Source organism: Paenibacillus sp. J53TS2 (genome assembly GCF_018403305.1).
GTDB lineage: Bacteria > Bacillota > Bacilli > Paenibacillales > Paenibacillaceae > Fontibacillus > Fontibacillus rhizolycopersici.
The window spans coordinates 340,869-363,710 of record NZ_BOSK01000002.1; the positions used below are offsets into that span (position 1 = coordinate 340,869).

Consider the following 22,842-nt stretch of genomic DNA (forward strand, 5'->3'; position numbering starts at 1 on the left):
GGCACCTCCTTGAATCTATTAAGTGTTCAACAGATGATTTCGATACCATTCCGCCGCAGCTTGAACTTCGGTTTCGGTCAATTGATGGCCATATGGCTCCCAATGCACATGCACCTGGGCTCCGGCCCCGCTAAGCAGCCCTTTCAACTCCTCGGTTTCCTCCGGCCGGCACATGGCGTCATTCCGCCCCGCCCCGATGAAGACGGGCAGCCCCGCCATCACCGGCAATGAAACGCCCCGCCGCGGCACCATCGGGTGATGCAATATCGCCCCGCTCAGCGCACCCGCATGATGGAACAGCAGGCTTGCTGCAATGTTTGCTCCGTTGGAATAGCCCACCGCGACGACGCGGCCCCGATCGAAGCCGTATTGCTCGGACGCTTCGTCCAGGAAGTCATGGAGCTCCTTCGTGCGCAGTACCAGGTCCTCCTCATCGAACACGCCCATCGCCAGCCGCCGAAAGAAGCGCGGCATCCCATTCTCCAGCACGTTGCCGCGGACGCTTAGCACCGCCGACGTCGGAGAGATCCTCTCGGCCAACGGAAGCAGGTCCTGCTCCGTGCCGCCTGTCCCGTGAAGGAGAAGCAGCGTTGGAGCCGCCGCTTCTCCGCTTGCCGAACCCGGCTTGAAGATATGCTTCATCCCTGCTGATCCTCCTTCAGCACCCGGACCTCAAACGGGGTCAAATTTTGTTCGATCGCTTCACGGTGCGGTTCATACCAGGCTGGCAGCATCAGCTTTTCGCCCAAATGCTCCGACGTTTCGTCATTGGCGAATCCCGGCGGGTTGGTAGCTATTTCGAACAAAATGCCGCCTTCTTCCCGGAAATAGACCGCATGGAAATACTGCCGGTCGACGATTTGCGTCGGATGGTAGCCGTGTTCAGCAACCCATGTTCTCCATTCCTCGTGTTCCGCGAAATCCCGGGCTCTCCAGGCGATATGATGCACCGTCCCGGCGCCGCCCGCCCCGTATTCCATCGGTTTCACGTTTACGTCAATCACGTCTCCGAGGTCGCCTTCCGCTTTAAAGCGGGCGTAGTCGCCGTCCTCACCGAGCTTCTTCAAACCCATGACGGTTTCGAGCAACGTAGCGGTTTTCTCCGGGGCGACACTGTAGAGCACCGCACCGCCAAACCCTTTGATCGCCTTGTCAGCTGGGACGCCGCCAAACGACCATGTGCTTTGCGGGCCGGCCGTACGCTCCACCAATTCCAGCTGCAATCCGTCCTTGTCGCGGAAATGGAGATACGTTTCGCCGAAACGGTTTGCCACAGTGGTGGAGATGCCGAATTGATGCAGCCGTTCCTGCCAGAAAGCCAAGGCACCAACCGGAATAGCGAAGGTGGTAATCCCTACCTGACCGGCTCCGACCCGGCCGCGACGGGCTCCAGGTGTTGGGAAGAAGGTCATGATGGTACCCGGATTCCCGTCCTCGTCACCGAAGTAGAGATGATACACTTCTGGCGCATCGAAGTTGATGGTTTTTTTAACCAGTCGGAGTCCAAGCACCCCTGCGTAAAAGTCAACGTTAGCTTGCGGATCAGTAGCAAATGCAGTAATATGATGAATTCCTGAAGTTGGATGTACCATGTGTAACTCCTCCTTATTTTTGGAAAATCGGTTCAAAATCGGTTATAGCTGACGAATTCTCCGACGGGTTTACGGTAGCCGCGCGGGCGGAAGCTGGAGGTATCCTCCTTGCCGATGGCAATCAGCATCACCGGCTCGTAATTGTCCGGGACATTCAGCAACCGGCGCATCGCCTCGGGATCAAACCCGATCATTGGGCATGTATCCCAGCCGCGGTCTTTGGCGATAAGCATCATCTGCATGGCCGACAGGCTGGCGCTGCGGATCGCTTCCTCCCGCATGAACGCCTCGCCCCGGTTCTCATAGAAACCGATCGTATCGGACACAAGCTGGTCGTACTCCTGTTTGCTGAGCACACCCAAATTCAGCATTCCTTCGTTCATCGCTCCTGCGTCCTTGTGGGCATCCCGTTTACCCAGTACCAGGATCACCGCCGAGGCTGTTCGGACCTTGTATTGCTTGGCCGCAGCCTCGTATACTTGTTCCCTCAATGCGGGGTCCTTGACCACCACATAGTGGGTATGCTGCAAATTAAACGCCGATGGCGCGAATTTCGTGAGATTGAAGATTTCTTCCAGTTCCTTGTCTTGGATTTCCACGCCGGGGATGAATTTATTCGCCGAACGGCGGGATTTAACGATAGTAGTAAAATCATGTTCATTCGAGTTCATGACTAGGGCTCCTCCCAGATTAGAAAAATCGTCGTCTTGCAACGGTGATCAAAGCAGCGCGTCGAGGGAGTAGGCCCCTGCGCCAGACAAGATCAACCCAACCGAAACAGCGATCAGCAGCAGATTGTATTCGTACCCGCCTGCGGTCGACCAGAACCCGTTCTTGGCGTGAACGGAGACGATCGCCACGATCATCGTGAGGATCAGCAGCGCCGCTCCAAACGGCGTAAACAGCCCTGCCGCCACCAGTAATCCCCCGCCAAATTCTGCGAGACCGGCTAATACCGCCATCAGCACTCCGGGTTTAATTCCCAGCGATTCCATCCAACCTCCGGTTCCTTTGGGGCCGTAGCCGCCAAACCAGCCAAACAGCTTTTGCGCACCATGCGCCATCATCGTGAATCCCAACACCAAACGTATAATGAATAAGGCCAATGCTAATGTCATGTTCATGACTCCTTTTTATGTGAATTTAGAGAATCTTTATATTAAGATATCAGAGCTGAGAAGACGTCTTCCGACGCCCTTCCCGCCGCCTATCAGAGCTTCGGAATGGTTAAGTCGCTACTTGAAGCCTTCCTGTGCGGATTTACCCAGCTTCTTCAGCAGCATCGCGGCGATCTCCTTCTCTTCCGGAGTAAGTCCGCTGACCGCCTCCTCAATAAGGCGGGCATGCTGCGGGAACACCTCTTCGATGAACTGGCGTCCTTGCTCGGTGATTTCCGCGTACACCAATCGCCGGTCTTCCGGGCAGTCCTGACGAGTCACGTATCCTTTCTTCTCCAGCTTATCTACGACATACGTAATGTTGCCGCTGCTCATCAGCACCTTGCTGCCGATTTGCTGAATCGGTTGTCTGCCCTTATGATATAGCAGATCCAGTACGCCGAATTCGGTCCGGGTTAATCCGTATTGCCGAATCCCCTTGTCGCTATGCGCATGAACCCACTCGCTAGCCCGGGACAATACGACGAACAAATGCAGCGCGTCGTCGCTCTTCGCTTGATTCGTCATATCCACTCACCTCCCTGATTGTTCCGAAAGTATATCATAGGTTAACCCTAAATGACTTCGGTAACTCTCAATGTCGTTTATCTTAATATTAAGATAATTGATATCGAGATAAATGTCAACCCTAAATGAAAACGGCCACCCCAGCAATGCGCAACTAACGCATCTGGAGCGACCGTTAAGTCATGGCGATGAGCGGAAACCAACTTATTTGGCAGAGTACCCGCCGTCGATGGGAAGCTCAATACCCGTGGTGTATGAGGATTCGTCAGAGGCAAGAAACAACACGCCCTTGGCGATGTCCTCTGCTTGTCCAAGGCGCGGAATCGGCGTTTGCGACAAGAACCAGTTTCTCATGTTCTCGTCAGCCATCAAATCTTTGGTCATCGGCGTTTCGATGTATCCCGGATGGATGGAGTTGGCCCGGATGTTATGCTTCGCATAATCCACCGCCGTCGCTTTCGTAAGCAGGCGGACGGCCCCTTTGCTGGCCGTATAAGGCCCCGTGCCGCTGCCGCCGGTCAGTCCGGCAATCGAGGAAATATTAACGATGGAGCCTCCCCCACCGTTGATCATGTGCGGGATGACGTATTTTTGACCGAGAAATACGCTGGTGACATTGATGTTCATCACCTTGTTCCACAGCTCCAGGTTGGTCTCCAAAAAAGGCGTTGCGCTGGAGATCCCCGCATTGTTGACGAGGATATCGATTTTGCCGAACCGCGTTAGGGCCGTTTCGGTAACCCGCGCCCAATCTTCCTCCGACGTAACGTCCTGCGTTAAAGCTACCGCTACCCCGCCTTGATCCGTAATCTCTTTGGCAACGGTTTGAATTTTTTCGTCCTGAATGTCTGTAATGACGACTTTGGCGCCTTCTTTCGCAAACAACAGCGCGTCAGCTTTGCCCATCCCCCCGGCAGCGCCGGTAATTATCGCGATTTTATTGTCCAATCTTCCCATGTTTAGACTCCTCCTTGATCGGCCCATACGGCCGGACATTGTGTTCTATGTCAGCAGATAGCATGCTCATTCGGATCGAATTGTACCAGCATTTTCTCGAATGCCCGCAGCAATAAGTCCGTTTCTTCCTCCGAAAAATCCTCCCAAAGTTCACGCGTCATTTCTTTATATTTCTGCACCATGCGTTCCTCAACTTCCTGACCGGCCTCCGTGATGCATAGGAGAACGTTACGCCGGTCGCTTTCCGGGACCACACGTTCAATGAGCCCTTTAGCCGCCAATTTATTCGCAAGATTGGTGACGGCCGGCAGGGAGACCTCCAGCATCTCGGCCAAATCAGAGCAATTCTGCTGACCCGCTCTGGATAAAATTTGGAGAATCAAGTATTGAGGAGCCGTCAATTCCGGATCGAGTATTTTGGCGTATCCAACGACGAATCGGGTCATTTGCATCGACATTAACAGCGATAACCGCTCCCGCTTATTCAGCACGGATCCCCTCCTTATGAGTTAATAATTAATAATTATTACATTTGAATAATTAATATCTCTTAACAATTTCACTATCATAGTACTTCTTCTAGCAACCTTCGTCAACTCCCTAACCTATTCTTTACCATCGCATAAAAAAAGACGCCGATATCGGCGTCGATCCCTCCTCTTATTTTTCGCAGGGGCCCTATTTCTTCCCCCGCATTGACGCGCTAGTCCGCACGTTCGTCAGGACGTTTACCGCGAATACGATAACGCTGATCACGACAAGCGTTCCGCCGATCGCCACCAAAGGCTCCAACTGTTCCGAACCGGTCAGTACCAGCGATAAGCTGATCATCATGACCGGAAGTCCGATGGAGTACGTCCAGAACTGGATTTTGCTCAGCAGGCTCTCCCCTGCCCCTGGAAACAACACATAAATCACGCCAGCTAGTGCGAAGGATGCCCAACCTAATAGATTTACATGGGCATGCACGCCCGCTAATGTATAGTCATGTTGCATGGACATGTACATGCCTAGCAATACACCGATGACAAAATAAACGACTGAAACCTTAAGATACGTAATCCCCATACCCGACGCCCCCTCCAATAGGAACAAGTTATCCTTACATGTTCAAAATATGTCACAATGGAAGGGAATATTCGAAGAGCTTCTAGGTTCTAGCGCCACTCTTCCGGCAGCAATCGCGCATAATGCGGCTGAAGGTAACGGTCGTCGATCAGGGCGAGGCGGCCCTGGTCGGTCTCCGAGCGGATCAGACGTCCTCCGGCCTGAAGCACCTTGTTCATGCCGGGGAATACGTAGGCATAATCAAAGCCGTTTCTCCCGGACGTCTGGAAGTAGTCGCGGATCAAATTACGCTCCGGGCCGATTTGCGGCAACCCGACGCCCACAATCGCTACTCCTGTCAGTCGATCGCCCACAAGATCGATACCCTCCGAGAAGAGGCCGCCCATCACGGCAAAAGCGATGAAGGTCCGACCCGGAGCCGGGTTAGGCACAAAGGCGGCCAAAAACTGCTCCCGATCCTCCTCGGTCATCCCGGATTGCTGCAAGAGCAGCTCCGTTCCTTCCTCCGCGACAGCGGCAAAGTCCTCGTAAATCATGTTCATATAAGCGTAGGAAGGGAAGAAGAACAGATAATTCCCGGGCCGGCCACGAGTTACTTCCTGCAAAGCGCGAACCAGAGGAACTCGGGTCTGCTCCCGATCCTGATACCTTGTCGAAAGCGGCAGCACAACCACCTCCAACTGGTCGCGGGAAAACGGCGAGGAGAGCGATACCGTATAATCGTCCGGCCCCGCCCCCAGCATATCGCGGTAATAAGCCATCGGCGATAACGTCGCCGAGAAATAAATGCGCGAGCGGAACCCCTTGCCCATCTCCTGCAGCAAATGAGAAGGATCTAGGCAAAACAACTTGATCCGCACGTCCTCCCGGGTGACCTCCGTATAGGTCACGAACCGTTCGTCGTACAGCTTGCCGATCCGGCCGAAATGCAGGGCCTCGAAATAAGCCTGGAGCAGCAGCTCCCGCGCGTCTGCTTCCGAACTCCCCGAGGAGCCGGTCTGCCCGGCGGCGGACGGTTCGAGTGCCAGTTCCCGTTCCGCCGCTTCGGCAAAAGCCTCCGCCCGCTCCAGCAACAGCTCTGGCGCGGCTAAATCGGTCTGGAACGACGATCCTTCCGCCCGCTTCTTCAGCTCGATAAACAAGGCGTTAACGGCTTTGGCTGCTTTCGCTACGGACGGGCTCTTCTCTTTATACGCTCGCTGCAGCGCCAGAAAGCCGGATTTTCGCAGCTCGGCGGAATACATCTCCCTCGCCCGGTCGACTAAATTATGGGCCTCGTCGATTAGTAGGGCAGTTTCCTTCTTCTGCTCTGCGAACATGCGTTGCAGGGACACTTTGGGATCAAATACATAATTGTAATCACAAATCGTGACATCGGCGGCATAAGACAAGTCCAACGAAAATTCAAACGGGCACACCCGATGCTTGCGGGCGTACGCCTCGATCACCGGGCGAGTGAGCTGTGTCTCATTCGTCAAGATATCCAGGATGGCCCCGTTGATCCGGTCGAAGTAACCATCGGCATAGATACAGTCTTCTTTGTTGCAGCGGACTTCTTCGCTGAAGCAGATTTTCTCCTTGGCCGTTAGGGTCACCACCCAAGCTTGCAGCCCCTGTGCTTCCATCAACGCGAAGGCGTTCTCCGCGGCGGTTCGGGTAATCGTCTTGGCCGTGAGGTAATACAGTTGATTCAATTTACCTTCGCCCATCGCCTTGAGCGCCGGAAATGTGGTGGAAATCGTCTTCCCGATGCCGGTCGGCGCCTGGGCAAACAAACCCACCGCTTCCTCGATCGTCTTGTATACCGCGCCCGCCAGTTTCCGTTGCCCGGTCCGGTAACCCGGAAACGGAAACGCCAGCTCCGCGATGCTCCGGTTGCGCTCGCGCCGATGGTCACGAAGCAAACGGGCGTACGGAGCATAGTGCCTTACGACGTCATGGATGAACGTCTCCAGCTCGTCCAACCCGGCCCGCATCCGAAATTGTTTGCGCTCCCCCGTATCCAGCTGCACATAGGTCAGCTGTACTCCCATCTCGCGTTGCCCGTTGGCTTTGGCGTACATATAGGCGTAGCACTTCGCCTGCGCCCAGTGTACGGGGTACGTATCTTCACGGATCGCCGCCAAATCGCCAGCCGTCGATTTAATCTCGTCGATCGTCCATCCGCCGTCCCCGCCAACTAACAGCCCATCGCATCGCCCGTCTACAACGAAGAGGAGATCCCCACAGGGAATCTCCGTCTTCAAGTACACTTCTTTCTGATCGCCTTCGCCGTATTGCTTCTGCACCTGCTGATGCGCCTTCGTGCCTTCCGTCAGCGAGACCGCCGTGCGGAAGCCGCTTTCCAAGCTGCCGCTGCGGAACACATACTCCACCAGAGGACGAACCGCGATATTTACCATGGATTCATTTGCCATTTGCTGTTTGTCACCGCCGATACTCTTGGAGAACATTTGTTCCATTAGTATACCATGACGAATGACAGATCGCTATCTACGGCGGCGCAGCCTAGATAAGCTTAGCGACGAACGTGGATCGCCCGAAACTCGTCTTCCAGTATGCTCATCAGAATCGAATCATGGTACGCATGATCGTAGAACAACGCTTCCCTCTGCACGCCTTCGCGTTTGAACCCTAACTTCTCGTAAACATGCATAGCCCGCCCATTATAGTCAAAAACATTAAGTTCGATCCGGTGCAGCCCCAGTACGCCAAATCCGTAATCCAGCATTAGCTTCATCGCCTCGCTGCCATAACCCTTCCCCGTGTCCGCCGTCTGGTTAATTGCAACTCGAATGTTGCAGCAGCGGTTACTCGGGTCGATGTCCTGGAGAGCGATATCCCCGATCGGCCGGTCATCCTCCCGCCGTACGATGGCCAGCAATACGCTGGAATCGTCCTGGCCTTTCCGCTCCAGATAGGCGGCGATGAACTCCTTGGTGAAGTGGCGCTTTGTCCCCGTCCATCTTCTCATTTCCGGCTCATGCAAATTTTGATAATACCAATCGACATCCTCCACGTTCATCGGGCGCAAATACACCTTGTCCCCCATTAAAAATCCTGCGTAACTCATCGTAATAATCTCCTTTTCCATCTCTCTTTTCGCATCTTAACACGGTACTGTATACTTAGAAATATACAAATAAATCTAAATTTAAAGGACAGTTTGGATGAAAAGTGACGGGAGAGATCCTAACCAATGTATATTTTACCGCAGCCCCACGACGGCAGTCTGGCCGGGCGGTCCTACCGATATGTCGAGATTTACGAAATGTTTAAGAGCGAGATTATCGCCGGATCGCTCCGCGAGGAACAACGACTGCCCTCGATCCGCAAACTGGCGGAGTTTCTGGGCATCAGCACAACCCCTGTCGAGTTGGCGTACCAGCAACTCATCGCCGAGGGGTTTATCGAGAGCCGTCCGAAACGGGGATATTTCGTCGTTAAGCTGCCGGAACCCTATCCGTCGTTTGCGCTGACCGGCAGAAATCCGGAACGCGAGCTTCCGCCTGATACGGATACTCCTATGCCAAAGCCAAATTCAGAACTAAATCCGAGGAGCCCCCTACCTCCTCTCTACGACTTCCATCTATCTAAAAATGATTTTAGCTTGTTCCCCTTTACGATATGGAAAAGGCTATACAACCAGCTCTTTCGCCCGGAAACCGCCGAACTGTTATTCTATGGGGACGCTCAGGGCGATCCGGAACTCAGGCGGGAAGTCGCCGAATATTTAAGCCGATTCCGCGGGGTCCATGCTTCCCCGGATCGGATCATCATCGGAGCGGAACAGCATTTGCTGCTTCTGCTGCTGGGTCAGATGCTGAACGCAGAGATCAACGCCGTCGCCGTTGAAGAACCCGGATACCGGATCGTTCCGGCTACCCTGGCTGCGCTCGGTTTCACGGTGCACCCGATTCCCCTCGACGAGCACGGCCTGCGCCCGGATTTGCTGAGGACTAGCGGAGCGCGAATCGCCAGCGTGTCGCCGTCCCATCAGTTTCCGACCGGCATCATTATGCCGCTATCCCGACGTCTGGAGCTGCTGGAATGGGCCAAGGCCGTCGACGGCTACCTGATCGAAGACGATTACGGCGGCGAGTTTCGCTATCAGGGCAAGCCGGTACCGGCGCTGCAAGGGCTCGTCCCGAACGACCGCGTCATCTATCTCGGCGGCTTCTCCCAGGTACTCGCGCCTGATCTCTGCATCCATTATCTCGTGCTGCCTGAGCATCTGGTGCCCCGCTTTCACGCCTTACGGCGCCACACCCTGTTTGAAGCGTCCGCGTCGGGGATTCACCAGCGCACCCTGCAGCGGTTTATGCAGGAGGGACATTTCGAGCGGCATATCCGCCGGATGAGGAACCTGTATCGCAAAAAAAATCGGCAGCTCGTCGCCTCCCTGACGAATCATTTCGGGAAGCGGGCTGCCGTTACGGGCGATAGCGCCGGTCTGCATCTCCTCTTAAGCGTGAAATCCAGCCTACCGGAGAAGGAGCTGCTGCGGCTGGCTCAGGAGGCCGGCGTGCGAATCGCCTCCGCTGCCTTCTACTGGAACGCGCCGCCGGAAACGGAGCAGAAGTCGTTTATGCTAGGTTTCGGCGGTATTGCAATGGAACGGATTGACGAAGGCGTATCCCGGCTATACCAGGCTTGGTCACCCTATCTTCATTGACCTTCAGCTCCCGTCATTGGTCGATTCGAATGTCGTAATCCTTCTTCAAGTACCGATGGATTCTTCGAAAATCGCCCGGGGTCAACTCGCTCAAGCGCTTGTGGCCCTGTTTCCATTCCCGCCCGAGCAGGATGCCCATCGTTTCCCCGGCCAACGCGGTGGTGGGAATGATGCGGGCACTTCCGTAAGCTTTGATCTCCGCGCCGATATTCTTGCCAGCCACCAGCACGTTGTCGTACGATTTCAGCTCAAAGGAACGAAGCGGGATTCCATATCGGTCCGGCTTGCCGTAGCCAATGCCTTTCTTCACGACGCGGGTGGCTTGCAAATCGACAGTATAACCCCCAACCGTCACGTTGTCCCAGAACATCCGGCCCGACATCACATCTTTATAGTTCAACACATAGTCCGTTTCATATCGATTATAGTCGCGGATGTACAAATAATCGGGGTACCCGTTCAGCTCGGCTTTACCGAAGCCGGGGATATGCTTGCGCAAGTATTTGGCAATATATGGGGCTTCCGCCTTCGCCCTTGCGACGGCGGAACGAACGGATTGCGGATCGGCCGGATCTACATCGTACACCAGCAAGCTGTTGATGATCACTTCGCCGTCCTTTTGATACATCGCGTTTAAGCCCCGGAGCATCAGATGGGAATCCCGTGGCCTGTAATTATAGGTCAGATTGCTGAAACCGGTGGCGAAATCCCAATCCACATAAGTGTTGGCGCCGTATTTCTTGACGACGTTCGTTAACGGATAATCTTCTAACACCGCTTGATGCAGTTTGTTCCAGTTCACGCTTTTAAACCGCAGCATGTAGGTAGCCGCCATATAATCCGGCTTCTTGCCGTTATACAAGCTTTCCATGCCCGGGATGCGTGGATTGCCAAGATGAACGGTCAGTGCGTTAAAATCCGTATTTTCCACAAAATACCCCGCCTGCACCTGATACAACTTGCCGTCCTTGGCCAGGTAAGTTATGGATTTCAGCGTTTTCCTTTGTTCTGTCCCTTGCCCGTCGGTATCTTCGATCTCCACCCCGTCGATGGTGATGCCGCTGCGCAGGGGGATCTCGCGAATCAGCTTGCGATAATAGCTTTCAAAGGCGGGCAACTTGCGAATGTTCCCGGCCTTATAGCCATCGTACAGGGGCTTCAGCTCGCCTTGGACCAGGCTGCGCTTACGGTTGTCGTTGGGCTCGTCCAAGACCAGCATCTGCCCTTGGATCAGCTCCCCGCCCGGCTTCTCGCGCGGATCAAGAATCAGCACGCTCAAACCCGCAGCATGCGCTTCCTTCGCCAATAACACCCCTTCGATTTCGCTGCCGATCACGACGACATCGTATCCAGTACAGCCCGGTCCACAGGGTGCGGAAGGTGGGGTCTCGCTCGCCGCCGATGCTGGCGCAGGAACACGAACCGTTTCAAGCAACAGCAAAGTACATAAGAACATGGATAGAAGCCGTAAAGCTAATGTCTTTTTTCTCTCCAAGTCAGTTGGCATAAGTTCTGGATAACTCTCCTCGTCATGGAGTATAATGACATTTTCTCTCCAATAAAGGTTTGGTATCCAGTACATATATGGTATATTATGGGGTTTCCTATTGATTGCGGTCGTGCAGCAAACGGGACAAGCTCAACAGCTTGGATGGATCTAGCGGAGCCAGCCCGTTCCCCTCTTGCCTCACGGCGGAGCCGAAATGCACCTCGGTAACGCCTGTATCAGCGACGAACTGAGAGACGGTCTCCAGAGTCAAACCGTAGCCGGCTAAAATGCGCAGCGAGCTGCCATTAGCGATCGCCATCAGCTCCCGGATTGCGGGAACCGCCTGCGGGGCCGGCCGCGTTCCGCCCGAGGTCAGTACCCGATTTACCTGCGGGTATTGCATCAGCGTACGCAATCCGGAGGGCAGGTCCGCCAATTCGTCAAACGCTCGGTGGAACGTTACGTTGAGCCCGACTGCCAGCACTAAGATCCGTTCTAACGCAGCCTCATCGATCTTGCGCTCGGTAGTTAGCGCCCCAAACACGATGCCCGCCGCCCCTGCATCGGCAATGGCCTGGACTTCCTCCTCCATAGTAAGCACGTCGGCTTCCCCGTACACAAAAGACCGGCTATGCGGACGTACCATCACGTGGACAGGAATGTCCACGGCCTTTACCACTTGTCGGACCATACCAATACCAGGGGTGAGTCCGCCTTCCGTTATCGCCGTAATCAGCTCCAGCCGGTCCGCCCCGTTTGCCTCCGCGACGATGGCGTCCTCCACACAGGTTGCTATGACCTCCAGAAACATCAGGAAACCTCCTTGTTATCAGTGATCCGATTATACGTCATATGTTAGCATAAACGAAACCGAAACCGCCCCATGGACGTATATAATTTCCATAAATCCTCGGCTTGATAAATCAGTCATTCATTACGAATACATGGTGAAGGAAGGGTGGAGTGATGTCCTTTTTCAAGAAGATGCTAGCCAGCGTGGGGATCGGTTCGGCGCAGGTCAATACGGAACTGGATGCGATCGAAGTCCGGCTGGGCGGCGAAATCAGCGGTACCCTATATGTGGAAGGTGGGCAGACCGACCAAACCATCGGCAACATTTATGTAAAGCTGAAAACCAACTACTTACGCGAGTCAAACGACCGCAAAATTAGAGCAACGGGTACGATCGCCAAATCCCTCGTCAACGAAGGTTTCCAGCTGCGGGCCGGCGAGCGCAGGCAGTTTCTGTTCCGATTCCGGCTTCCGGATCAAATGCCCGTGACGCTGCACAACGTGCCCATTTGGGTGGAAAGCGGGCTGGACATCGATCTGGCCGTGGATCCCAAGGACGAGGACCTGATCCATGTTTTGCCGGATGCGAAAATGCAAACCGTGTTGGACGCCGTCGAGTTGCTTGGTTTTCGCTTGCGCGAGGTGACAAACGACTATGCGCCGAGGCTTGGCGGTGCCCTGCCTTTCGTGCAGGAATTCGAATATGTTCCGGGTACGAAGTTCCGCGGGTATCTCGACGAGCTGGAGATCCTGTTCTTCCCGCGGGGGGAATCATTGGAGCTGGTGCTCCAGGTCGATCGCCGTGCCCGAGGCTTAAGCGGCTTATTCGCCGAGGCGATGGAGCTGGATGAACGATTCGTGCGGGTCCCTCTGTCGAAGGAGGAGCTCCAACGCGGACCTCAGGCGGTGGCTGCCTTGCTGGAGAACGTGATCGCTAGCCATCTATAGGGAAGCGGCAGTTGTGTGGCAACGCCACCTCTCGATGTCAATCCCGCCCCCTCCGGCTACTCGAAAAGAAAAGGACTTGGAGCAATGCTCCAAGTCCTTTTCTTTCAAAATTTCCGCCTTTTCGTTCGCTCAGCTTGGCCGCTTCAATTGCTTGCTGCGCAGCTGTCCGCAGGCCGCATCGATATCTGCACCATGCTCCAATCGAACGCTGACGCTGAGACCGCGTTTTTTCAGCACATCGTAAAAGGCCAGCACAGAATCCTGCTCGCTCCGTTGATACTGACTGTGCTCATCCACCGGGTTATAAGGGATCAGATTGACGTTCACAAACCGATCGCCCAGCAGATCGGCTAGTTCCTGGGCATGCTCGGCCCCGTCGTTAACGCCCTTCAGCAAAATATACTCCATCGTGAGCCGCCGGTTCGTTTGCTCCAAGTAATAGTCGATCGCCGCCATCAGCTTCTCGAGCGGAATCGCCTTATTGATCTTCATGATCCGCGTGCGCAGCTCATTATTTGGCGCATGCAGGGACACGGCCAAATTCACCTGCAGGTCGGAATCGGCAAATTCGATGATCTTGTCCGCCAGACCGCTAGTCGACACGGTAATATGGCGCGGGCCAATCGCAAGCCCTTTAGGGTCCTGGATAACCCTCAGGAAATCGGCCATATTATCGTAATTATCGAAAGGCTCCCCGATCCCCATCACAACGATGTGAGTTACCCGTTCACCATTTCCCATTCGATCCAGGTGCAATTGCACCTTCATCACCTGTTCCACAATTTCCGCGCTCGTTAGGTCCCGACTCTTCTTCATCAGTCCGCTGGCACAGAAGCTACAGCCGATATTGCAGCCGACCTGCGTAGTCACGCATACCGACAGGCCAAATTTGTGGCGCATAAGCACCGTTTCAATCAGATTGCCATCCTGCAGGCGGAACAGAAACTTGATCGTCCCGTCGACCGACTCCTGGCGGATATGCTCCTCCAAGGTTTCGATGGCAAATTTCCCTTCAAGCAGGGAGAGGCATTCTGGATGAACACCCTCCATCTTTTCGTAATCGGTAACCCGTTTGCGGTACAAGCCGTCCCAGACCCTCTCAGCCCGGCCTCGTTTATGTCCACGATCCAGCAGCCAAGCGGCCAGCTGATCCTTCGTCAAACCATAAATGGATTGTTTATTCATGCGTATCCTCTTTCTAAACAAACTCAAGTCATTTTCTAATTATACCTAATCCGTCATCCCGAATGCCACAGGTAAAAAAACGAATGCGCCGCGTCTTCGCCCCTACCCGTTTTACACAGATTGCCCTCCCTTTTAAACGAACGTTAACATTAGTGCCCTAAAGTGAAGATACGTTAAACTTTGACGAGTGCGAGAAACGACCCGGTCAACTCGCAAGCGGTCCGGCCTACAAACTGGACCAAGGTCGGAACCAAATCACGCCGCACGGCCGGTTTGATTCTTCCAGGCTTCCTATATACTGGAACTCGGAATGATTCGACGGAAGAACCCGTGCGTTTCTATTTCGGTGGAAAGGCGGCAGCTACCCATGAAGCAAAACATGCACATCGTCATCCTGACCGCCGGATACGGCAACGGCCATATCCAGGTGGCAAGGACGCTGAAGCAATCCCTTACCCTCTCGGGCGCTTGTACAGTCCGTGTGATCGATCTGTACCGCGAGGCCCATCCGGGAATGAATTCCGTCTCTCGGCAGCTTTATTTGTATAGCCCGTGGTTCTCCGCATATGGCCTGGACTATTACGGGTGGAGCTACTACGCGACCCGGGACCTCCAGCAGACGAGCGCCTTGGCCAAATGGGGGAATCAGCTAGGGATGAAAAAGCTGGTCAACCTGCTCCAAAAACAACGGCCCGACGCGATCATCAGCACCTTTCCTTTCGGCGGCATCACGGATCAGCTGCGGAAACACGGCATTCGGGTGCCGGTATTCACGGTTGTGACCGACTTCAGCCTGCACAACCGCTGGTTGTTCACGAGGCCAGACCGCTATTTCGTGGCGACAGCGGATTTGAAGCGGGAGATGATCGAACGCGGCGTGCCTGCGGAATCGATTGTCGTCAGCGGCATCCCGGTTCGGGAACCGTTTTATGAGCAGACGCGCTCAATGAGTCCGCAATCACTTCGATCCGCAGGTGGATCTCGATCCGTCCTGGTTATGATGGGCGCACATATTCCTTTACCAGACATCCAGCTCATCACCGCGAAGCTTCTGGCACTGCCGGATGTTCAAGTGGACATCGTCTGCGGCGGCAACGATAAGCTGCGGCGTCGCTTGGAGCGGCGGTTTGCCGGTCACGAACGGCTGCGTTTGTTTGGTTACGTCGAAGCGATTCATGACCGTATGCGACAAGCTTCCTGCATCGTGACGAAGGCCGGGGGCATCACATTGTCGGAGGCGATCCAAATCCGTACCCCCATCGTGGTCTACAAACCGTTCTCCGGCCAGGAGCGGGAGAACGCGAAATACCTCGAGCGTAAAGGCGCGGCAGTAGTAGCCTCTTCGCCGCGGGCTTTGACGGAGCAAGTGCATGAGCTAATCGATTCTGAAGTCCGCCGCGCCCGGATGCTCCAGCAGTATGACGAACTTGCTGCAGGATGCGCCACCGAGACGATCGTCCGGGATGTGCTGCGCCTGGCGGGCCGTCTGCCGGCGTTGGCGGACGGACATTAAATCTATCCCTGCCGCACAGCCGCCGGCACACGAATATGAAGCAAGGAGCTACGCCCATATGAAACGTACTGCTCGTTGGATATCAGGAAATCATTTGACACCTGCATTTCTGCACTGCGCCGCCATTTTGTTTATGACGGAAATCGCCCGCAGCGCCTTTCTCATCTCGTTTTTACCCGCTTATGCCAAGGAACGCCACATTACCTTAGCGGCAGTTGGCGTAGCCATCTCGGTCCACTATTTAGCCGACACGCTGATTAAAGTGCTCGCGGGTTACGTGCTGGACCGGTTCCCGGCTCGGCTGATCCTGAATATCTTTCTGTTGCTGGGACTGCTAGGCCTGTTTGTCTCCTATGGGGTCAGCGCCCCGTGGGCCATCGTGCTTGGGGCCGGTCTGATCGGGATCGGGGTGTCACCCGTTTGGCTGCTCTGCCTATCCGAAATTCGGGAGGACAGTCGCGGCTCACAGATGGGATCCATCTACACCATTTGGCTTGTTTCGCTGGGTCTCGGCCCGGTCGCCGTCAACTTTCTGATGGATCGCAGCTATACCTTATCTTTCTGGCTGTTGGCCGGATGCTGGACGGCCGGGTGGCTGCTAGCTGCCTTGAAACGGATGGATTTCTCATCCCGCCGATTGCTGGGAGACACGGTTCCGTTTAAGCAGCAAATGCGGCAAATCGGGAGTAAGCTGACTCAGATGAAGCCGCTCGTGCCCGGCATGATCGTGCAGACATTAGCAGCCGGCCTGCTGGTGCCCGTCCTACCGAGTTTTGCTTCTGAATATTTGGCGCTGGATTATTCGGGATATTCCATCGTGTTGATGGCCGGAGGCTGTATGACCGTATTATTGCTCATCCCGATGGGCCGGCTCGCCGACAAATGGGGTCACAAGTGGCTGTTGATCGCCGGATTCGGCGTCTTGGCCGCCTGCCTTGGACTATTGATCTACTCCCGGCAGATGTTCAGCACGATGCTGCTTGCTGTCTGTCTTGGCGCGGCATATGCTGCCGTACTGCCGGCATGGAACGCGATTCTGTCCCATTTTGTTCCCGATGAGCAGAAAGCAACCGGCTGGGGAGTCCTCTCCGGCATCGAAGGCATCGGAGTCATCCTGGGCCCGATTCTGGGCGGCTGGATGGCGGAGAGCTTCGACGTAACGGTTACCGTCGGGATTAGCGCCATGCTGTTGTTTGGCATCATGTTATTTTACTGGATCCGCCCGGTACGCCAGCATCCGCCCGCGCAGCAGCGGCAACATGGCTAGCAAAGACGCTCGTTGGTTCGGTCTCCGTGGTAAACGTTACCCTGGTTGAAGGACGAGGGGCCGATAGATGCCCATCATTTTTTAGGGAAGTGGAGGAGTTGGAATGAGACATCGCTATTATCTTCGGCTGCGCGAATACGACAACCGGCTGTTTCTGTGGTGCAATCATTCGCTGAGTCATCCGTGGCTGGATCGGATTCTGAAGGGTGTGACCCATCTAGGGAGCGCCGCATTTACGATCGCGTTAACCATCTCCGTGGTCGTCTTCGCTACCGGTTCCTGGCAACGGGCGGGTTGGCATAGCCTGATCGCCTTGACTCTCAGTCATCTGCTGGCAGTCCTGATCAAGAAGCGGTTCCAGCGTACCCGCCCCTACGAAGCACTGCAGAACGCGAGGATCTCCATCCATCCGCTCAAGGATTACTCGTTCCCGTCCGGACATACGACAGCAGCGTTCTCCACATTGATCCCGTTCCTATTCGCGGCCCCCGGTCTGGTGCAAGTGCTACTCCCGCTCGCTTTCATCGTAGGCCTGTCACGAATTTATCTCGGAGTCCATTATCCCTCCGACGTTCTGGCCGGCGGCCTGGTTGGAGCCGTAACAGCTCTCCTCGTTGTCTTGAGCGCAGGTCTGGCCTAGCTAAAAGGTACGGAAGGCTTAGCCAGTAAAGTAGGACGTGCATGGCCGGGGAGCCTGTAAAAATTCGCCGCTTGGTGCGAATCCGGCCCTGTCCACCCTAGAATGTTGCACCTTTCTACCGTAAACTTGGGGGAGAACGCACACTGCCGGATATTCTGATGTAAGCGCTTCACATTCTATAGAGAAAGCTGGGATATCGATGCAAGCCCAAACGATAATCAAGCAAGTCATCCAAGGAGTTTGGATGAGCTGGGAGCGAGTGTTCGATCTGTTCAGCCGAATGCGCTCCAACTACGCCGGAGAGTTCGGCATCTGCAAAATGTTCGTCACCAAATATCGCGGAAAAAGCATGCAATGCGAGGATGGCACATGGATTCAAGACGGCGATTGGATTGGAGAGCTCCATTTGGACAATCGCCAAATCCTCGCCATGCTGCAATCGAACGAGGCGAACCGCGTCGCCCTGATGACTGCCCGCCTCGCCAGAAGCGCGATGCGCCAAATATGCGCCGAAATGCAAAGAAACCCGCAGCTCAGCCAAGTGAAGGCGCTGCAGGGGATTACCTTATTGCATCGGGGCATCACACACGGACTAGGCTTCGAGACACATCGCGTCGAACAAGGTGCCTTCCGTACGTTGACGACCTCCTACCTCCGATTACTTCTCACCGTCTTCCATCCAAGCAGCCGCAAACGGATCGATGGCCATACGGACAAGCTGATTCCGCTGAAGCTGGTCATGACCCGCGCGACGCTGATCCGGCAATTTGGGGCGGAGAAGGCGCTCGTATAGGCGCCCTATTCGCTGCCGGGTGATTCCTCCGCAAACGTTTCGTTGATCTCGTTGTATGCGCGCAGCAGTGTGTGCCGACCCGGGCGTACCCGATGCGCCTCCCGCAAGCTACGTTCCAGCAGACCCGGTTCTACACCAAGCTGCTCCATGGTATTGGGGCCGCCAACGGCAGCCAACAATTCGCCAAGCTGGTGCGGATCCGGGATCAGTTGGATCTCCTGGCAGATCTGCTCCCAGCAGGCGGTGACTTGCGGCGGAACCGCCGCAGCAGGATGTATCCCCTGCGCCCCAAAGCCCTCATTGACAAGCCGGTGGTAGAGGCCCGCGATCTCCATACTGGCCACTCCTACTTTCGCTCCGTGCAGCAGTTGGCGGCGACCTAAACGCAGATACTCCATCTCCCAATAATGCGATAAATGATGCTCCGCGCCGGAAGCCGGATGAGACTGCCCGAACAGCAGCATCGCCAGACCGGATTCGATCAACGAGCTCATCAAGAGGCAAATCCCTTCCTCACTTCGATCTGCGATGGCATCTACCGAGGCGACGCATTTATCCAATGCCTTTCGGGTAATCTCCGCTGCCAGCTCCAGATAAGGTTCATCAGCCGTCCACGAGCCAAACCTCCAATCAAACAAGGAGGTGTATTTGCCCAACATGTCGCCGAACCCCGCCGCCACCAGCTCCGGCGGAGCTTGCACAAGGACATCGAGATCGGCGAAAATCGCCTTCGGACCGATGGCCGGGATCGTTTTCTTCTCCCCTCGCAGAAGGATCGGAGCCCCCTTAGAGTTAAACCCGTCGACAGAGGGTGCCGTCGGAACGGATACGAATGGAATACCCGTGGTGTAAGCGGCGTACCGGCAGATGTCATGCAGCGTGCCTCCCCCGCAGGCTACGATGACATTCGCCTCCCACCGCTGAACATCCAAGATCAGTTCGATCAGCGAGGCTTCATCGGCGATGACGTCACCTTCGGCATCAGGCTGGATCATCGTGGTATAAACGTCCACTTCCCCAGATCCGCGTTCCTTCTCCGTTTCCAAAAGCATTACCAATTGCTTTCCAACCGCTTCATACGTATTTTGATCCACCGCAACAATCACATTGCGGTAGTTTTTTTTCGTGACATAGTCGGCTGCCAGCTGAAGCGCCCCCGTCTCAACCCGGATTTCGTCCAGGTCGATTGCCTGACGGTAAGGCTCTCCCAGTCCAGCCGCGAGTTCCCTGATGCGATGCAAAATATCGGTCATAAGTGGCTTCCCTTCTCTTCCCTTAATTCATTTTCGAACGTTCAATCCCTAACACGGAACTCACATCGCGGATCGAATTCCAGATATACTCCGGCTGAATCGGACTTAATCTCACAGCCCCAAGATCGGTTGAACCCGTAAGGACCAAGGCAGTCCTCATTCCGGCCGCATGCCCAAGCCGGATATCCGACTCCAGACTATCGCCGATCACCAGGCAGCGTTCTGGCGGCAACCCCAACGTTTCAAGCGCGGCTTCCGCCATTAAAGAAGAGGGTTTGCCAACCACAATTTCCACATCTTGAGCCGTCGCATGCACGATCGCACCAATCATCCCGGCCACGTCAATACAGTCGCCCCCCTCTCCGGGAAACATCCGGTCGCTATTGGTAGCGATGATCCGCGCCCCGTGCCGCACCGCACGAAATGACAGATTCAAGTCCTGATACGTTAGCCGTTCATGCAACGTAATCAGCAGCCAACCTGCGTCTTCGGGCCGTTCGGCCAGAGGTACGCCCGCGATGCACAGCTCGTCAATCAATCCCTGCTCACCCAGCACCCAAACCTGGCGTCCCTCGCCATGGGCCCGCAAATATCGTGCAGCAATTGTGGACGCGAGGAGGATCTCCTCCTCGCTCACGTCCAGTCCCATGCCGCTCAGCTTCTCCCGGCACATTTTCCGGGATATATTCCCGCGGTTACTGAGAAATACAACCTTCGTTCCCGCGGCCTTCAACCTGCTAATCGTCTCAACGGCACCTTCGATGGCCTCGTTCCCTCGGTACACTGTACCGTCCAAGTCAATAACGAGTCCCTCGATCATCTCTACCATCGGGACCTGTCTCCTATCTCTGACGTCAGTATCTGCATGCCTCGGCGGAGATGCAGCGCGGGTAGCGGATTATTGCAGGTCATGCCGGTAACGCCACATTCAACGCTGTACCGCACCTGTTCCGGTTCGTCCGGACAGTAGCTCCAAACGAGCAAACCAAGCTCACGGAACTCCTGAACGCGCTCCGGTGTGAGGAGCTTCATTTCCAACCCTAACGCCCACATCTTGGAGTAAGTTCCGCCCTCCCCATACACAAACCCCGACATCAATTCCGCAGGAAATCCTTGCGTCTTCAGACCGTACGAATCGTGAATATACGTTAATACTTCAGCGTCGAAACAGGTGAACACCGCGCGCGGCAGGAAGCCCGTTTCATCCAACAAAGCGATCGTCAGGTCCGCTGCTTGTTTCGCGTTTGCCGCTGGCTTGATCTCGACATTAAGCAGTACATCGGGATAATCCGCCAGCAGCGCGATCAGCTCCGCGAGCGTCGGAATTTGCAGCCCGGCAAACTCTCGCCCAAACCAGCCTCCGGCATCCAGCCGCTTTAACTCCTCACAAGTATAATCGCCGACCGCACCGGACCCGTTTGTCGTCCGGTCTACTGTAGCATCATGAATCACCATGATCTCCCCGTCCTTGGACAGGCGAAGATCGAATTCCATCATATCGACACCCAAATCCAAGGCCTCGCGGAAGGCCAGCAGCGTGTTTTCCGGGTAAGCGGATTTATATCCACGGTGTCCCGCGATCATCAGTGACGCATCCTGGTTTAAACGCTCGATCATTGTTGTTTCTCCCTCCCTTACTCCGCCAAAATCCGTTCTGTCTCTTTGTTGAACGCATCCAGTGCAGCCTGGATGTCCTGACTGTCATACATGATTGCTTCGATAGTCGAAAAGAACTCGTGCATCACTTCAGGCCATGCAACATCATTGTTGGTATCGATGGCATATTGCAACTGGTCGTACGCCACTTTCCGGTTGGGTTCCTTTGCCCACAAATCCTGAATTTCCGGCGATTCCACCATTTTCTTCGTGAAGGGGAGGTAACCCGATTGCAAAATAAACTGCAGCCCGCCCTGCGGATCGGTTTCCATCCAGCGGATAAATTCCCAAGCGGCCTCTTTGTTCGAAGAACCGGCCATCAAAGCAACGTTTGCGCCTCCGGTAGGATTCGCGTAAACATCGTTTTTCGGCAGGAACGCCGTAACATAATCAAAGTCCACGGAGCTGCTCAACCCCCCGATCGAACCCGTGGATTGAAACATCATGCCGATCTTGCCTTCCACGAACATGCTGTTGACGATGTTCCCGGAATCCTGCGCCGGCGGATAATACAACGCTCCCGTGCCTTGCAGATCCTTCAGGTAGCTAAATACTTCCTTGCCGATACCGTTATCGATGAACCCGGTCGAGGTATTTTCGTCGTTAAAGAACTTCCCCCCGGACTGAGAAATCATGGCGATCGGATACCAGGTATCGTAAGGCATCGACAACCCGTAACGCGTCACTTCTTTCCCCTCTTTAACGACCAGCGCGTTGGCCACGGTTTTTAACTCTTCCCAGGTCGTTGGAACCGCCAACCCGAGTTCATCCAGCATGGATTTGTTGATGTGCAAAATGGGGGTCGAGCGGTTCAAAGGCAGCGAAACCAGTTTGTCGTTGAAATAGGAATGGCCCATTAGTCCTGTGGTAAAGTCGTCCGCACTCAGCCCCGACTTCTCCATAAATGGCGTCAGATCCTCCAACACGTCCGAGTCAGCGAACATGAGCACATAGGCGCGTTCCAGCATGCTCACATCCGGCGCGGTGTTGGAAGCGACCGCTTGCTGCAGCTTGGTTACGGTCTCGTCATAGCCGCCTTGATAAGTCCCTACGACTTCAATATCGTTATGAGATTCGTTGAAACGCTGGATCAACGCATCCATGTACTCCCCGTTTTTACCCCCCAGCGAATGCCAGAATTGTACGGTCGTTTTACCGCCGGCGTTTGCAGCTGCCGTTTCCGTTCCCGTCGTCGCCGGATCCGCGGCAGTTCCGCTCTGCGAGTTTCCTGAATTAGCGGTGGAGTTCCCTCCTCCACAGCCGGCTAGGATCCCCAATAACAGCGTTAAGACCACAATGAATTTCCCTTTTCTTTTCATCTTTTCGTTT

General features: G+C 55.0%; 23 protein-coding genes. 6 read left to right on the forward strand and 17 right to left on the reverse strand.

Going from position 1 to position 22,842, the window contains the following annotated elements; translation table 11 throughout:
* Nucleotides 1-18 precede the first annotated feature (18 nt).
* From KJS42_RS06105 to KJS42_RS06150, 10 genes are all read right to left on the reverse strand, one after another.
* Entirely contained in the window at nucleotides 19-642 is a 624-nt protein-coding gene (locus KJS42_RS06105; RefSeq protein WP_155604813.1) for an alpha/beta hydrolase, read from the reverse strand.
* Nucleotides 639-1,592: a ring-cleaving dioxygenase gene (locus KJS42_RS06110; RefSeq protein WP_155604812.1), complete on the reverse strand. Its 954-nt coding sequence runs from the start codon at nucleotides 1,590-1,592 to the stop codon at nucleotides 639-641. The genes KJS42_RS06105 and KJS42_RS06110 overlap by 4 nt, the downstream gene beginning before the upstream one ends.
* A gap of 32 nt (nucleotides 1,593-1,624) precedes the next feature.
* Nucleotides 1,625-2,263 (reverse strand): nitroreductase family protein, encoded by a 639-nt coding sequence (locus tag KJS42_RS06115; RefSeq protein WP_155604811.1) that lies wholly within the window; start codon nucleotides 2,261-2,263, stop codon nucleotides 1,625-1,627.
* A gap of 48 nt (nucleotides 2,264-2,311) precedes the next feature.
* Nucleotides 2,312-2,710, reverse strand: a complete 399-nt coding sequence (locus tag KJS42_RS06120; protein ID WP_155604810.1) for a DoxX family protein — start codon at nucleotides 2,708-2,710, stop codon at nucleotides 2,312-2,314.
* Between the two features lie 117 nt (nucleotides 2,711-2,827).
* The gene (locus tag KJS42_RS06125; RefSeq protein WP_213622311.1) at nucleotides 2,828-3,277 is read right to left on the reverse strand and encodes a MarR family winged helix-turn-helix transcriptional regulator; all 450 of its coding nucleotides are present in this window, start codon (nucleotides 3,275-3,277) and stop codon (nucleotides 2,828-2,830) included.
* Nucleotides 3,278-3,481: 204 nt separating this feature from the next.
* Nucleotides 3,482-4,234, reverse strand: coding sequence for an SDR family NAD(P)-dependent oxidoreductase (locus KJS42_RS06130; protein ID WP_213622312.1), 753 nt, complete (start codon nucleotides 4,232-4,234; stop codon nucleotides 3,482-3,484).
* A 50-nt stretch (nucleotides 4,235-4,284) separates the two neighbouring features.
* Nucleotides 4,285-4,725, reverse strand: a complete 441-nt coding sequence (locus tag KJS42_RS06135) for a MarR family winged helix-turn-helix transcriptional regulator (RefSeq protein ID WP_244868395.1) — start codon at nucleotides 4,723-4,725, stop codon at nucleotides 4,285-4,287.
* A 187-nt stretch (nucleotides 4,726-4,912) separates the two neighbouring features.
* A complete protein-coding gene (locus KJS42_RS06140; protein WP_155604807.1) occupies nucleotides 4,913-5,302 on the reverse strand; it encodes a heme-copper oxidase family protein in 390 nt (129 codons plus the stop codon).
* 89 nt (nucleotides 5,303-5,391) lie between these two features.
* Nucleotides 5,392-7,719 carry an ATP-dependent DNA helicase gene (locus tag KJS42_RS06145; protein ID WP_213622313.1) on the reverse strand — a complete coding sequence of 776 codons (2,328 nt, stop codon included), beginning with the start codon at nucleotides 7,717-7,719 and terminating at the stop codon, nucleotides 5,392-5,394.
* A gap of 101 nt (nucleotides 7,720-7,820) precedes the next feature.
* On the reverse strand, nucleotides 7,821-8,375 hold the full coding sequence (locus tag KJS42_RS06150) for a GNAT family N-acetyltransferase (protein WP_239483804.1): 555 nt from the start codon (nucleotides 8,373-8,375) through the stop codon (nucleotides 7,821-7,823).
* Nucleotides 8,376-8,501: 126 nt separating this feature from the next.
* Between KJS42_RS06150 and pdxR the strand changes: the two genes are divergently transcribed.
* Nucleotides 8,502-9,977 carry a MocR-like pyridoxine biosynthesis transcription factor PdxR gene (gene pdxR / locus KJS42_RS06155; protein WP_213622314.1) on the forward strand — a complete coding sequence of 492 codons (1,476 nt, stop codon included), beginning with the start codon at nucleotides 8,502-8,504 and terminating at the stop codon, nucleotides 9,975-9,977.
* 13 nt (nucleotides 9,978-9,990) lie between these two features.
* Here the strand turns inward: pdxR and KJS42_RS06160 are convergent, their stop codons facing one another.
* Together KJS42_RS06160 and KJS42_RS06165 are read right to left on the reverse strand one after the other, a co-directional pair.
* On the reverse strand, nucleotides 9,991-11,484 hold the full coding sequence (locus KJS42_RS06160) for an FAD-dependent oxidoreductase (protein ID WP_213622315.1): 1,494 nt from the start codon (nucleotides 11,482-11,484) through the stop codon (nucleotides 9,991-9,993).
* A 97-nt stretch (nucleotides 11,485-11,581) separates the two neighbouring features.
* Nucleotides 11,582-12,277, reverse strand: a complete 696-nt coding sequence (locus tag KJS42_RS06165) for a copper homeostasis protein CutC (RefSeq protein WP_213622316.1) — start codon at nucleotides 12,275-12,277, stop codon at nucleotides 11,582-11,584.
* A gap of 155 nt (nucleotides 12,278-12,432) precedes the next feature.
* Between KJS42_RS06165 and KJS42_RS06170 the strand changes: the two genes are divergently transcribed.
* Complete coding sequence (locus KJS42_RS06170) at nucleotides 12,433-13,206, forward strand: sporulation protein (RefSeq protein ID WP_213622317.1); 774 nt, start codon at nucleotides 12,433-12,435, stop codon at nucleotides 13,204-13,206.
* Nucleotides 13,207-13,335: 129 nt separating this feature from the next.
* On the opposite strand, the gene rlmN is transcribed toward KJS42_RS06170, so the two are convergent.
* Entirely contained in the window at nucleotides 13,336-14,391 is a 1,056-nt protein-coding gene (gene rlmN, locus KJS42_RS06175) for a dual-specificity RNA methyltransferase RlmN (protein ID WP_213622318.1), read from the reverse strand.
* 367 nt (nucleotides 14,392-14,758) lie between these two features.
* Here rlmN and KJS42_RS06180 point away from each other — a divergent pair, with 367 nt between their 5' ends.
* The 4 genes from KJS42_RS06180 (at nucleotide 14,759) to KJS42_RS06195 (ending at nucleotide 18,604) form a co-directional block, all read left to right on the forward strand.
* Nucleotides 14,759-15,904 (forward strand): MGDG synthase family glycosyltransferase, encoded by a 1,146-nt coding sequence (locus KJS42_RS06180; RefSeq protein WP_213622319.1) that lies wholly within the window; start codon nucleotides 14,759-14,761, stop codon nucleotides 15,902-15,904.
* A 58-nt stretch (nucleotides 15,905-15,962) separates the two neighbouring features.
* On the forward strand, nucleotides 15,963-17,171 hold the full coding sequence (locus tag KJS42_RS06185; protein ID WP_155604799.1) for an MFS transporter: 1,209 nt from the start codon (nucleotides 15,963-15,965) through the stop codon (nucleotides 17,169-17,171).
* A 103-nt stretch (nucleotides 17,172-17,274) separates the two neighbouring features.
* The gene (locus tag KJS42_RS06190; protein ID WP_155604798.1) at nucleotides 17,275-17,811 is read left to right on the forward strand and encodes a phosphatase PAP2 family protein; all 537 of its coding nucleotides are present in this window, start codon (nucleotides 17,275-17,277) and stop codon (nucleotides 17,809-17,811) included.
* Between the two features lie 199 nt (nucleotides 17,812-18,010).
* Nucleotides 18,011-18,604, forward strand: a complete 594-nt coding sequence (locus tag KJS42_RS06195; protein WP_155604797.1) for a YkoP family protein — start codon at nucleotides 18,011-18,013, stop codon at nucleotides 18,602-18,604.
* A 5-nt stretch (nucleotides 18,605-18,609) separates the two neighbouring features.
* On the opposite strand, the gene KJS42_RS06200 is transcribed toward KJS42_RS06195, so the two are convergent.
* Genes KJS42_RS06200 through KJS42_RS06215 form a run of 4 tightly spaced genes read right to left on the reverse strand, consistent with a single transcriptional unit; the run spans nucleotide 18,610 to nucleotide 22,832 of the window.
* A complete protein-coding gene (locus KJS42_RS06200) occupies nucleotides 18,610-19,857 on the reverse strand; it encodes a sn-glycerol-1-phosphate dehydrogenase (RefSeq protein WP_213622320.1) in 1,248 nt (415 codons plus the stop codon).
* A gap of 22 nt (nucleotides 19,858-19,879) precedes the next feature.
* The gene (locus KJS42_RS06205; RefSeq protein WP_213622321.1) at nucleotides 19,880-20,686 is read right to left on the reverse strand and encodes an HAD-IIA family hydrolase; all 807 of its coding nucleotides are present in this window, start codon (nucleotides 20,684-20,686) and stop codon (nucleotides 19,880-19,882) included.
* Entirely contained in the window at nucleotides 20,680-21,474 is a 795-nt protein-coding gene (locus KJS42_RS06210; protein ID WP_213622322.1) for a glycerophosphodiester phosphodiesterase family protein, read from the reverse strand. Before KJS42_RS06210 ends, KJS42_RS06205 begins: the two co-directional genes overlap by 7 nt.
* 17 nt (nucleotides 21,475-21,491) lie before the next feature.
* Nucleotides 21,492-22,832: an ABC transporter substrate-binding protein gene (locus KJS42_RS06215; RefSeq protein ID WP_213622323.1), complete on the reverse strand. Its 1,341-nt coding sequence runs from the start codon at nucleotides 22,830-22,832 to the stop codon at nucleotides 21,492-21,494.
* Nucleotides 22,833-22,842: the final 10 nt, after the last annotated feature.